13 protein-coding genes are annotated in these 12,704 nt (G+C 51.8%); all 13 read left to right on the top strand.

Features of this window, described 5'->3' with window-relative positions; translation table 11 throughout:
- Positions 1-17 precede the first annotated feature (17 nt).
- The 13 genes from dnaJ (at position 18) to HPY52_09025 (ending at position 12,459) form a co-directional block, all read left to right on the top strand.
- Positions 18-1,175, top strand: a complete 1,158-nt coding sequence (gene dnaJ / locus HPY52_09085; GenBank protein NPV80416.1) for a molecular chaperone DnaJ — start codon at positions 18-20, stop codon at positions 1,173-1,175.
- Positions 1,172-1,957: a 16S rRNA (uracil(1498)-N(3))-methyltransferase gene (locus HPY52_09080; protein ID NPV80415.1), complete on the top strand. Its 786-nt coding sequence runs from the start codon at positions 1,172-1,174 to the stop codon at positions 1,955-1,957. Before dnaJ ends, HPY52_09080 begins: the two co-directional genes overlap by 4 nt.
- Positions 1,958-1,966: 9 nt before the next feature.
- Positions 1,967-3,328 carry a tRNA (N(6)-L-threonylcarbamoyladenosine(37)-C(2))-methylthiotransferase MtaB gene (mtaB, locus tag HPY52_09075; GenBank protein ID NPV80414.1) on the top strand — a complete coding sequence of 454 codons (1,362 nt, stop codon included), beginning with the start codon at positions 1,967-1,969 and terminating at the stop codon, positions 3,326-3,328.
- 74 nt (positions 3,329-3,402) lie between these two features.
- Positions 3,403-3,579, top strand: coding sequence for a 30S ribosomal protein S21 (locus tag HPY52_09070; protein ID NPV80413.1), 177 nt, complete (start codon positions 3,403-3,405; stop codon positions 3,577-3,579).
- A gap of 104 nt (positions 3,580-3,683) precedes the next feature.
- Positions 3,684-5,054, top strand: a complete 1,371-nt coding sequence (locus tag HPY52_09065) for a nodulation protein NfeD (GenBank protein NPV80412.1) — start codon at positions 3,684-3,686, stop codon at positions 5,052-5,054.
- The gene (floA, locus tag HPY52_09060; GenBank protein NPV80411.1) at positions 5,005-6,096 is read left to right on the top strand and encodes a flotillin-like protein FloA; all 1,092 of its coding nucleotides are present in this window, start codon (positions 5,005-5,007) and stop codon (positions 6,094-6,096) included. The genes HPY52_09065 and floA overlap by 50 nt, the downstream gene beginning before the upstream one ends.
- A gap of 11 nt (positions 6,097-6,107) precedes the next feature.
- Positions 6,108-6,680: a hypothetical protein gene (locus tag HPY52_09055; protein ID NPV80410.1), complete on the top strand. Its 573-nt coding sequence runs from the start codon at positions 6,108-6,110 to the stop codon at positions 6,678-6,680.
- A 92-nt stretch (positions 6,681-6,772) separates the two neighbouring features.
- Entirely contained in the window at positions 6,773-7,105 is a 333-nt protein-coding gene (gene yqfC / locus HPY52_09050) for a sporulation protein YqfC (protein ID NPV80409.1), read from the top strand.
- A 4-nt stretch (positions 7,106-7,109) separates the two neighbouring features.
- Positions 7,110-8,405, top strand: a complete 1,296-nt coding sequence (gene yqfD / locus HPY52_09045) for a sporulation protein YqfD (GenBank protein NPV80408.1) — start codon at positions 7,110-7,112, stop codon at positions 8,403-8,405.
- Positions 8,389-9,414: a PhoH family protein gene (locus HPY52_09040; GenBank protein ID NPV80407.1), complete on the top strand. Its 1,026-nt coding sequence runs from the start codon at positions 8,389-8,391 to the stop codon at positions 9,412-9,414. The genes yqfD and HPY52_09040 overlap by 17 nt, the downstream gene beginning before the upstream one ends.
- The gene (locus tag HPY52_09035) at positions 9,414-11,612 is read left to right on the top strand and encodes an HDIG domain-containing protein (GenBank protein ID NPV80406.1); all 2,199 of its coding nucleotides are present in this window, start codon (positions 9,414-9,416) and stop codon (positions 11,610-11,612) included. Before HPY52_09040 ends, HPY52_09035 begins: the two co-directional genes overlap by 1 nt.
- 3 nt (positions 11,613-11,615) lie before the next feature.
- The gene (ybeY, locus tag HPY52_09030) at positions 11,616-12,107 is read left to right on the top strand and encodes an rRNA maturation RNase YbeY (GenBank protein NPV80405.1); all 492 of its coding nucleotides are present in this window, start codon (positions 11,616-11,618) and stop codon (positions 12,105-12,107) included.
- Positions 12,082-12,459 carry a diacylglycerol kinase gene (locus tag HPY52_09025; GenBank protein ID NPV80404.1) on the top strand — a complete coding sequence of 126 codons (378 nt, stop codon included), beginning with the start codon at positions 12,082-12,084 and terminating at the stop codon, positions 12,457-12,459. Before ybeY ends, HPY52_09025 begins: the two co-directional genes overlap by 26 nt.
- Positions 12,460-12,704: the final 245 nt, after the last annotated feature.

Genomic DNA, 12,704 nt, shown 5'->3' with positions numbered 1-12,704 from the left:
GATAGGCGGTGGACTCTTTGGCCAGCAGGGATTACTACGAAGTGCTCGGGGTGGATAGGAATGCAAGCCAGGATGAGATAAAAAAGGCTTATCGCAAGCTTGCAAGACAGTATCACCCTGATCTGAACCCGAATAATAAAGAGGCTGAAGAGAAGTTCAAAGAGATCAATGAAGCCTACGAAGTCCTAAGTGATCCTGAGAAGCGGGCCAAGTATGATCAATTTGGTCATGCTTTCAATCAGGCTGGCGCGGGCGGAGGCTTTGATTTTGGCCAAGGTGAATTCCGGGATTTCAGGGATTTTGATCCGTTTGGGGTCGGCAGCATCTTTGATATGTTCTTCGGCGGGGATATCCGCGGGGGCGCATCGGCAAGGCGGGGGCCCCAGCCCGGAAATGACCTGCAATATGACCTTGAGATAACACTGGAAGAAGCTGCAATCGGTGTGGAGAAGACGATAGAGGTGGATCGGCTCGATGGGTGTGGCAATTGCGGCGGCACCGGGGCCGCACCGGGAACAGAGCCATCGACTTGCCCGATATGTAATGGTCGGGGCCAGGTAGGCGAGACCAGGTCTATCCCATTTGGCAGTTTCACAAGCCTCCGCACCTGTCCTCGTTGTGGTGGGGAAGGAAAGATCATCACAAGCCCTTGTGGCGTCTGCAAGGGACGCGGAAGGATTCAGAAACGCCATAAGATCAAGGTGAAGGTTCCAGCCGGCGTTGATTCCGGCATCAAGGTGAGGATTGCAGGAGCAGGAGACGCCGGAATCAGGGGCGGGCCGCGCGGAGATCTGTATGTATATATTACTGTGGCTCCTCACGAGATCTTCCAAAGGTCAGGCAATGATGTGATATGTGAAGTTCCAATCCATTATTGGCAGGCCTGCCTGGGTGATGAGATCGAAGTTCCGACCCTGGATGGAACTGCCAAGCTCAAGATTCCTGAGGGCACCCAATCTGGATCTTCGTTCCGGTTGAAAGGGAAGGGCATCCCAAGTTTACGTGGATTTGGACGGGGAGATCAATTTGTAAAGGTGATGGTAGTTACACCAACGAAGTTGAGCCCGAGGGAGAAGGAGCTTTTACGTGAACTGGCTGCGCTTCATGGGAAGGATGCCCAGAGCAAGGGCTTCTTTCATAAAATGAGGGACGCCTGGGAGCGAAGAGCACAGTGAGGCGTTTTTTCGTCCCGAGGGATTCCATATCTGGCGATACCGCTGTCATCACTGGCGGTGATGTCAGGCATCTAAGAGATGTGTTGAGACTTGGTCCTGGCGACGAGATCTTGATTCTCGATGGATATGGTAACCAGTATGTTTCCCGGATTGCCCGGATTTCACAGGATGAAGTCTATTGTGCCATCATTTCGGCCAGCAGAAGGACAAGCGATCCCAGTGTCAATGTAATACTTGTTCAGGGCCTTCCAAAGAGTGATAAGATGGACATCATTGTCCGGGCTGGAACGGAGTTGGGCGTGTCCCATTTTCATCCGGTAATTACAGAGAGAACCGTGGCAAGGCCGGATGTGGAGGCCGCATCCAAAAAGGTCGCCCGTCTCAGCAGAATAGCTGTTGAGGCCTCCAAACAATCAGGCAGAGCCACGATTCCTGCTGTACATGATATATGCAATTTGAGTGAGGCTATTCGCGGGAAACATATACCGCCCGCCGCCGCGGATTGTATATGGATAGTACCCTGGGAGCTTGAGGAAAATGCGGGATTGAGACAAGGGCTCAGATTGCTTGAGTGTACAGGGGATCATACGACCCCTGAAGTGCCTGGTACAGTTGTATGTTTTATCGGCCCTGAAGGCGGACTTACAAGAGATGAGGTGCTGATGATAAGGGATGCGGGAGGGATCTCCGTAAGCCTGGGCCCGAGGATCCTGAGAACCGAAACAGCGGCCATCTCCGTGATTGCAGCTGTTCTTTATGAATTCGGCCAACTTGGTGGGTGATCTTCGCGAATGGAGGAAACAAGAACCTGCGCTTTTGCCACTCTCGGATGTAAGGTGAATCAATATGATACCGAGGCACTGATGGCCGCGTTTCGAAAGCGTGGGTATAAAATAGTAGATTTTGACTCAAGGGCGGACGTATATTGTATAAATACATGCACCGTTACCGTCACCAGCGATCATAAATCGCGGCAATTGGTGCGGCGGGCGCGAAAGCGTAACCCCGATGCCGTAGTAGTGGTTACCGGCTGTTATGCTCAGGTCGCGCCGGAGGAGATTTCGGAGATCCCGGGTGTCGATGTGATTGTGGGCACTCGCGGTAGATCTATGATACCAGATCTTGTTGAAAAGGTCCGCGAGGAGGGCGGCCCGCTGGTGGCAGTGGAGCCTGTGGGGGATCAAAGGGCATTTGAAGAGACTCCTATCGATATGGTGGCTAGGCGCACCAGGGTATATGTGAAGATCCAGGAGGGCTGCAATCAGTTCTGCGCATATTGCCGGGTACCCTTCGCGAGAGGCCCTCTCAGGAGTCGGAGACCGGGCGATGTGATTGCGGAGGTTGAAAGGCTGCTAGGGGTTGGTTACAAGGAGATAGTGCTAGTCGGAATTCATCTTGGGCTCTATGGGGTGGACCTTGGTACTGCCGATGAAAACTCCGGGGACGGAAAAAAAATCGATCTTGCCGCCATTGTCGAGAGATTACTGGCGCTCCCGGGAGAATGGCGGCTCAGGCTCAGTTCTATCGAGCCAATGGATCTTGACCAGACTCTTATAGAGGTTCTGGCTTCCTCTCCTAAGGCTGCGCGCCACCTTCACATACCTCTTCAAAGTGGTGATGCTGAAATCCTGAAACTCATGGGGCGACCTTATTCGCCCGAGGATTATGCTTCGCTTGTAGAACGAATACGCGCGAATATACCAGAATGCGCAATTACCACGGATCTCATGGTAGGTTTCCCTCAGGAGACCGAGGAGAGGTTCGAAAGAAGTCTCCAGTTTGTCAGGCAAATGGAATTCAGCCGCCTTCATGTATTCAGGTACTCGAAAAGGCCGGGGACCAGGGCAGCGACTTTCCAAGGACAGGTGGACGCCGCCGTCGCTGAAAGACGCAGCGAGCGAGCGCGGGAATTGGGCCGGGAACTCTCCCTGAAGTTTCATAAAAGCATGATAGGCAAGCAATATGGCATATTAATAGAGGAAGAAGGCCCGGGACAATTATTACAGGGTCTCACCGATACCTATGTGAGGGTTTATGTGCCACGTGGGGGCGAAGAGATTCGCGATTTCCTGCCTGTGGAGGTCATACGAGCGTCAAGTGAGTATGTAACAGGTCGTATCGCAAAATCTGACGCGTCCTCGGCTATCAATTGACACCCGGATTTCCGCTGGGGTATAATCTATTTGTAATGCAGCAAGGTATATAGCAACGGGGGGAGGGAGAGTCTATGGCAGAAGTTCGGGTCGGCAAGAACGAGTCCCTCGATAGTGCGTTGCGCAGATTCAGACGTCAGTGCCAGAGGTCAGGGATCCTGGCGGAATTCAGAAAACACGAGCATTACGAGAAGCCAAGCGTACGTCGAAAGAAGAAATCAGAGGCCGCCAGGAAGCGCAGATATCATTAGGGGCGGGAGGAAAAATGAGCTGCCTTGAACATGATGGCGAGGGAAAAGCAATGTTTCTCCCTTCCTCCGGAGAGGGCTTAGCAAGATCATATGCAGCAAACATTATGAGATATACAGGCAAGAAAAGTGCCCGGATCTTCCGGGCACTTTTTATGGCTGTATTCTTATCATGGTTTGCCTCTGGTCTCTCTCCTGCAGGATGGAGTTTCGCGGGATTGAACCCTGTGTGTGAGGGCGCGCCGGTGGCGAGCAAGGGGCCCATCTATGGCGTGTATATTCATGGCAATATAGAGGGCGGTCTGGCTGCCTATGCAGAGCGGGCTATACGGCAAGCCCGAGAGGCACATGCTAGAGCTATTGTCTTCTGCATTGATACCTTCGGCGGGAGAGTCGATGCAGCTACTGAGATACGTGACTTGATTCTTGGCCTTGATATTCCTACAGTGGCTTTCATCAAGGGGCGTGCCTGGTCTGCTGGAGCTTTGATTGCTCTTGCCTGTGAGAAAATTGTGATGTCCCCGGGGTCGAGTATCGGGGCGGCAGAGACAATACCCCGCGAAGAAAAGAATATATCCGCTTTGAGGGGGGAATTTGAAGCAACTGCGGAGTCTCGCAAGCGAGATCCAAAGGTCGCGTCTGCCATGGTAGACGCTGATGTAGAGATCAAAGGCCTTGTAGACAGAGGGAAGATATTGACGCTCTCGGCTGAAAAGGCCAAGAAGGTCGGGTTCATAGATGCTTTAGCTTCCTCTCCCGAAGAGGCGCTGAAGGCAGTCAATATTCCAGGCGGCGATATCATCTTTGTCCCGGTGAGAGTATCTGAGAAGATAGCTAGATTTGTAACGGACCCTGTTGTAAGTTCGCTCTTGCTGGCATTGGGATTTCTTGGACTTCTAGCCGAGATAACCACTCCGGGATGGGGCGTTCCCGGGACCTTGGGCACCTTGATGTTGGCATTGTTCTTTGGAGGCCGAGTGATTGCAGGCATAGCAGGGCTGTGGGCCGTGGCGATCTTCCTGATCGGGGTCATCCTTTTGCTGATCGAGCTCTTCGCAATACCCGGATTCGGAATTACTGGCATTGCCGGGATCTTGGCGATTCTGGCGAGCCTTTTCATGAGTTTCAATGACATGGCAGAAGCTGCGGGTACCATCAGCATCGCCTTTCTTATAACCATCACAGGAGGGGCATTCATCGTCACGAGGCTCGGAAGATCCCCTTTTTGGGGAAGGCTGGTGTTGAGCCACAGACAGGAGAAGTCTGAGGGGTATGTCTCCTCTGAGGAGCGGGCTTCATATCTAGGGGCTACGGGCAGGACACTGACAGTCCTGAGGCCCGCAGGGGTCATTCTCATAGGGGATAAAAAACTAGACGCTATTTCTGAAGGCGAATATATCCCTCGTGGTGTCGTCGTAACCGTCATCCATGCTGAAGGTGGCAAACTTATGGTGCGTCCACAGGAGGATAGTGAATAAGAGGCAGATAGGAGGGAGTGTCTTGGATATCCTTCTCGTTTTCCCGGTGATCGTCTTTCTAGCGATCATCTTTCTGATGATCCTGCTGAGTTTCATTCCGGTAGGGCTCTGGATTTCGGCTTTAGCTGCCGGCGTCCATGTGGGTATCATCAATCTCATAGGAATGAGACTCAGGCGCGTGCCTCCGGCAAGGATCATATTACCGCTTATAAAGGCTGTCAAGGCTGGACTAAATGTTAGCGCCGATAAACTTGAGGCCCATTATCTGGCAGGCGGGAATGTCGATAGGGTGGTCGATGCTCTGATAGCAGCTCATCGTGCGGGCATTTCCCTGACTTTCGAACGTGGGGCGGCCATTGATCTTGCGGGGCGAAATGTATTGGAAGCCGTCCAGATGAGTGTCAATCCAAAGGTCATCGAGACCCCGGTAGTTGCTGCGGTGGCAAAAGACGGCATAGAGCTGAAGGCCAAAGCCAGGGTTACTGTCAGGGCCAATATCGATCGTCTCGTAGGGGGGGCCGGTGAGGCTACCATCATAGCCCGCGTTGGTGAAGGCATCGTGACTACGGTGGGGTCTGCCGAAAGCCATAAGGAGGTCCTGGAAAATCCGGACAAGATCTCACGCACGGTGCTGAATAAGGGCCTTGATGCTGGTACTGCGTTCGAAATCCTTTCTATTGATATCGCTGATGTGGACGTGGGGCGTAATATAGGGGCCCGGCTGCAGATGGATCAGGCTGAGGCCGACAAGAATATAGCCCAGGCCAAGGCCGCGGAGAGACGGTTTGCTGCTCTTGCTCGTGAACAGGAAATGAAGGCTATGGTTCAGGAAATGAGGGCTCGAGTCGTAGAGGCCGAGGCGGAGGTGCCGAAGGCGATGGCTGATGCCTTGAGGCGCGGCAAATTGGGAGTGCTTGATTATTACAACCTCCAAAATCTCCTGGCTGATACGCAGATGAGGGAAGCCATCTCACGGCTGACACAAAAGCCGGAGCGTCCCGGCGAGGAACCGCCAAAGCTCAGCAAGGATAGCGGGGAGTGATATAGAAAAAGATGGTCAACATTGAAGGCCTTATCAGCCTCATAGCCATTGTTTACCTCGCGGTGGCTATAATCCTCCCTGTGATCAGGGGGATGCTCAAGAGACTTGCTGAGGCAGAACCTTTAGAGACCTCCATGCACCCCAATGAAGGCAATGGAGGCAGTATTTCTGCGGACAGTGGCGCCAGTCTTGCAGAAGCGGAAGAAGGTCTTGCCGATGCAGGAGAAGGCGCTGTAAGTGCAGAAAGTGGTGGTTTTATTCGCGATGACGGCGTCATCGGCAGACCAACAAGAGATATGGGGATAGGCGAGGCCTGGACCGGTGAGGGCGTATCTTCTGAGCTCGCCATCGATGAGGAATGGACTATTGATGTCTTCAAAGATGATACCTCGACCGCAGGATCATGGGCAGAATATGCCGTATCAGCGACAGAGCAGCCCCAAGCTATCCCACCGGGAATCGTAGACCTCCTGGGCCCTGCTGGGATTCCGTCGGCAGTTATATTAGGAGAGATCCTTTCTCCTCCAAGATCGAAGAGGGCAGCTCCTATGGGCTCAGGAAGACAAGCTTTTGGAGTCCGGTAATCATAAAGAGGGAAGAGGCATACCTTTTTTAGGAGACAATTTGGCGTCTCTTAAGGGGACGGTTTGTCGTCCGATGGGAGGTAGGATATGCCTTGACCTGGCTAGCTCGCAAGAAATTCGGCCTTGGCAGGAGCTTCGCAGAGGCGCTAGATATCCCTCATGATATTGTTCTTGATCTTCCCAGGCTTGTACTTTTCGGCAATTTAGAATTGCGCGTTGAGAATCATCGAGGCCTTATAGAGTATACCGAGGATACATTGAGGCTGGGCCTGCCCACTGGTGAACTTCGGGTTGACGGCCACGGACTTGCCCTGAGAAAGATCTCCGCAGATGAACTGATAATTGAGGGCGAGATCTCAGCACTCGCCTTCAACATGATTTCAGGCCACAGGATGTCGGACCGGCCCCGGCAAGAGGAGGGGTGAACAGATGCTGCTCGACAGATTGTGGCCTTATCTGAAAGGCTATGTTATAATCAAAATCAAAGGAAGGGCCCAGGAGAAATGTATAAACCTTGCTTGCTCCAGGGGAATAGATCTCTGGGACATCGAAAAAATAGGTGATAGATTTATCGTTGCAAAGATCGACGCAAGGGATCTGGCTGACATGGATCCGATTTTGGAGAGGGTAGGTTGTGAAGCTGAGATCATAAAGGAGGCCGGCCTGCCCTTTGTCTTGGGTCGGCTATGGTCACGCAAGGCTTTTGTCATGGGGGCTGTGATCTTTGGGATAGCCCTCAATGTGCTTTCGTCCTTTGTGTGGTTCATTGAGGTCAAAGGGGAAAAAGAAGTCCCTGAACAGAGGATCCTTCAGGTTGTGGCCAAAGAAGGGGTAATACCGGGGAAGCTCAAGAGAACCATAGACCTGCGCAGGATAGAGAAGTCCATACTTGCGCAGGTTCGTGAGGTCGCCTGGGCCGGGGCTCATCTCAGCGGCACTAAACTGGTTATAGAAATCGCCGAGAAAAAGCTGGTACCGCATGATAATATGCTTACGCACGTTGTTGCAAGACGTGACGGCCTTATTGAGACTATGATCACACTGGCTGGCATCCCGGTGGTCCGGCCCGGGGATACCGTGAAACGGGGCGATGTGCTTATCAAGGGTTGTGCCATGAGGCGGCTAGCGACTGGCCACAAGGATGGGGAAGATATTCAGATTGTTGATGGACACGGCATAGTTCGCGCGAGGGTTTGGTATGAAGGCACAAAGACTGTAAAACTGCGATGGGAGAGTCTCATTCCCACAGGGAGGAGGTCAGGTGGAGCTGTTGCGCTGTTTTTCGGACGCCCGATAGTATTGGGCCGTCCCCCAGCCGATTTCCGTGATTATAAAGAGGAACGAGAGCGCGTCAGATTTTCGTTTGGCCCCGGTGGTCTCAAGATACCTGTGGAGATCGAGAAGTTGACCTGGGTTGAAGTAAGGCGCACGAAAGAGGAAAAAAGCTATGAAGAAGCAGCGGCCGAAGCGCTTCATGGAGCCCTGGAGGCATTGAACAGGGAGATTCCTAAAGGTGTGACCACTGTATTTAAGCGTGAGCTGGTGAGTCAAGATTCAGATAAAGGGACTGTTACGGCCCGCATTGTGGCCGAAGTTATTGAAGATATAGGGAGCCCACGGAGGTTCTCTATTACAGAATCTGATTTCATCGTGGAACCGCAAGAATCGGGGGCAGATGAATCAAAGGAACAAGGAAAGGAGAGAGTTGATGGAGAGACTCTATAAGGCCGAGGTTTTGGAAGATTCCCGGAAGCCTGAGTCAGCAGTGGTTGTTCCTATAGAGAGTGTCAGGGAGGCCCAGACACTGTTTGGCAGGCAAGATGAGATATTGAAGGCACTGGAAAGCGCCTTTGATATAGAAGTTTATCCTTATTCTAATGGGGTGGAGGTTTCTGGCAAGAGGGAAGATGTGGACCTGGCTGTGCAGGTGATTGAAGATCTGAAGGCAGTAATCAGGTCTGGCAACTCCGTGAATGTAAGGGACGCCAGGTATGCTATTGAGCTTGTAAAAGGAGGAGACGCTACTTCTTTGCACGAGCTGCTTTCGGATGTCGTTCAGGTTACCGTCAGGGGAAGGCAAATCAAGCCCAAGACCCTCGGTCAAAAACGCTATATTGACGCGATGCACAGATCAAATCTTGTTTTTGCCATAGGGCCGGCAGGCACAGGGAAGACCTACCTGGCCATGGCAGTGGCCATAGCGTATCTTAAGGCAAAACAGGTGAGCCGGCTGGTCCTCACGAGGCCAGCTGTGGAAGCCGGCGAAAAGCTCGGATTTTTGCCCGGCGATCTTCAAGAGAAGGTCAACCCTTATCTTCGCCCCCTTTACGATGCAATTTTCGATATTTTGGGCATGGATGTCTTCCAAAAATATATGGAGCGGGGTATCATCGAGGTCGCTCCCCTAGCCTATATGCGCGGACGTACTCTGGATGATTCGTTTATCATCCTGGACGAGGCCCAGAATACAACACATGAACAGATGAAAATGTTTCTAACCCGTTTAGGTTTTAATTCCAGGGCGGTAGTTACCGGGGACCTCACCCAGATCGACCTGCCTAAGGGTCAGTTCAGTGGCCTTGCGGAAATCCAGGGCATATTGAAAGGCATTGAAGGAATTGAATTCGTCTATCTAACGGACCAGGACGTCATAAGGCATGAACTTGTGCAAAGGATCGTCAGGGCCTATGAGCGATATGAAGGTAATAAGTCCTCGAGTGAGGAAGGCGTTTGATGGTGAATCCTGAGCTAAACCCCGGTAAACCCAAAACTCAATATCCAGTGTTCATAACTAGGTGGAAGGACATAGTCTCCAATCCATGGCTTCAGATGTCTTTAACTGCCATATTGGTGGTGGGGTTGATCGTGGCCGTGCTTTCAATAAACCTTTTGCCGCGCAAAGTCGAGGTGGAAATCGGTCAACCTAGCAAAATTGATATCGAAGCTCAGAGAGATATCACAAATCGTCCCCGGACACTGGCGCTCCAGGAGAGCGCCGGAAAGCAGGCTATAAAGGATGCCACGGCTGCCCCACAAAACTATGATATCAGCCCTGCGGCCAGCATCAATGTAGAGGATACAATAGATAAGATATTTGACAAGATACTGGCCACACGGAAGCTGTATTCTAGTGTCAATACGCCCGGACCCCCTTCGCAAGGATCACAGCTGGGATATCCGGGCGACATACGGCGCATTGCCGCCGATCTTTCAGATGAGATACGAAAGGATACCGGCATCGAGGTGCCTGCGACCAGTCTCGTCGTGCTGCTCAGGGCGTCCCAGGCCGAACTGGAGTCGCTCCGGGCCACGAGCAGGCAGGTAGCAGGCTCCACAATGCGGGAGACTCGGATAAGCCGAGAGAATATCCCTGAAGCAAAGGCATCTGCAAGGAAAAGATTGGCTGACGCAGGAATATCGGGGGACTTATTGTCTGCAGCGCTAGCCATAGTGGAGCCGCAGATCGGGCCAAACCTAGTTTTGAACCCCACCAAGGTGGAAAAGGCGCGCCAAGACGCCATAGCGTCAGTGGAACCTGTCATGATCCTGAAAGGGCAAACTGTCGTCAGACGTGGGGAGATCGTGACGGCAGAACATATTGAGATTCTAAAGGACCTGGGGCTATTAGGTTCGAAGGTCAATTACCTGGGGATTATCGGTATCACAGCAGTCTCGTTTATATTCACAGGTATCATCGCCACTTATTTGTATCAGTTTCGAAGGGACATACTACTGGATATTCGTCTGTTTTCTCTCCTGGGCAGTCTCATTGTCATTGTAGTGGGGATAATCGCCATAATATCGTCAATTCCATGGTCTTACTCATCGATGTTGATTCCTACCGCCTTCGGGAGTATGCTGATCGCTGTCATCTTTGACCCCCGCCTTGCTATTATTACCAGTATTGTATTCGGGCTTATAGCCGGTATCCTAGGCGGCAATTACCTGGGATGCACTCTGGTTTCAACAATTACTGCCATTGCCGCGGCGTTCACCGTTAGCAAGGTGGGAGAACGCTCTGACCTGGTGCGGGCAGGGTTTATAGTGGGTGCCGTGAATAGCGTCGCTATCGCAGGGGTAGGGCTCATTTTTCAAAATCCTGACTGGGTGGCCCACAGCTACCTTGGCTTGGGCAATGGTGTTCTTTCTACTATCCTGGCCGTGGGTATCCTCCCTTTCTTTGAAAATTTGTTCCATATCACGACATCGATAAGGCTGCTCGAGCTGTCCAATCCCAATAGGCCTCTTCTCAAGCGTCTTCTTATCGAGGCCCCAGGGACATATCATCACAGTATCATAGTTGGGAATTTGGCGGAGGCTGCGGCAAGCGCAATCGGTGCTGATACCCTACTGGTCAGGGCAGGAGCTTATTATCATGACATCGGAAAGACCAAAAGGCCATATTTCTTTGTTGAAAATCAGCTGGTGCAGGATAACCCTCATGATAAGATCTCGCCAAGTCTCAGCGCCTTGGTGATCCTTTCTCATGTCAAGGACGGAGTTGAACTAGCGAGGTCTCATCGGTTGCCACAATCTCTCATTGATATCATCATGCAGCATCATGGTACCACCCTGGTGAAATACTTCTATCATAAGGCCCAGGAATCAAGTGAGGATGGGATGCCTGATGAAAGCGATTTTCGTTATCCCGGTCCCAGGCCGCAGACCAGAGAAGCGGCCATCGTCATGCTGGCTGATTGCGTGGAGGCGGGTGTAAGGTCTCTATCGCGTCCTACACCAGGTCGCATAGAAGGGTTCGTCAGGAAGATGATCAAGGATCTGCTTGCATCCGGGCAGTTGGATCAGTGTGATCTCACCTTCAGGGATCTGGATGAGGTGGCAAAAGCATTCGTGCGCATTCTTACCGGCATATTTCATCCGAGGATAGAGTATCCTTCATCTCCTACAGTAAAAGGAAGGGGCGAATCATAGTATATGCCTGTTTTGATATCGGATGAACAGCGGAAGGTAACCCTCACCCCTGAGCAGCTGGAAATCGTCAATTCAGTGGTGGAAAAGGGCCTCGAACAGGAGGGGTATGACCCCGAAAAGATAGAGGTGAGTATCGCATTCGTTGATAACGATAGGATCCGGCTATTGAACAGCGATTTTCGACAAGTGGACGCATCCACGGATGTCCTTTCGTTTCCGATGGATTCTCCTACCAGAGATGCCGATGATGAGGAGGTTCTATTGGGAGATATAGTGGTCTCCCTAGAGATGGCCAGGGCTCAGGGCGAGACCTTCGGACATGGGTTTGTCAGGGAACTGGCATATTTAATTGCCCATGGCCTTTTTCATTTACTTGGTTATGATCACGAGACAGAGGAGGAAAAGGCCGAAATGAGGGAGGCGGAAGAGCGCCTTCTCTCCCGGGTGCTACCAGACGGCAGAGCATCTTATTATGAGGGCGAGGAACATCATTGATAGTTTCCATTTTGCCATAAAGGGTCTAGTTTATGTCCTGAAGACCCAGCGCAACATGAGGGTGCATTTTATCGTTGCGTTGGGGGTCTTGTTATTATCTTCCCTGTTGGGCGTCCATAGGGCGGAACTCACCATGCTCCTTTTCGCAATTTCCCTCGTTATAACACTAGAAATCGTAAATACCGCCATAGAAACCCTCGTGGATATCCTATCTCCTGGGTATCACCATCTTGCCGAGATCACAAAAAATGTAGCCGCGGCAGCTGTTCTTGTCTCCGCTCTGAATGCCGTGGCCGTAGGTTATCTGATTTTGGGCGCCAGGATTTTTTCCTTTATATCAAGGCTGATTTGACCAAGATCGCAAAGAGCCGGCGCTCTTCTGCAGCCGAATGATTGAAGGGATTTTCATCCTTCGCGCGCGACTGCACATTGATCTCATCAGAACGGTAATTCCCATCCGATTTATTTGAAACCCATATTTCGCAGGTAGCGCCTTCCAGCTAGGTATTTTCCAACCCCGCCCCCTGTGCGGGCCTTTGCCGCACATATATGTCCGTACCGAAACCTGCAAGCCTGAGTAAACGAGGGAGGTCAAAT

Source organism: Bacillota bacterium, from assembly GCA_013178415.1.
GTDB lineage: Bacteria > Bacillota > SHA-98 > Ch115 > Ch115 > Ch115.
The sequence above is the reverse complement of the archived record's forward strand: the minus strand, read 5'-3'. Positions and strand labels throughout refer to the sequence as shown.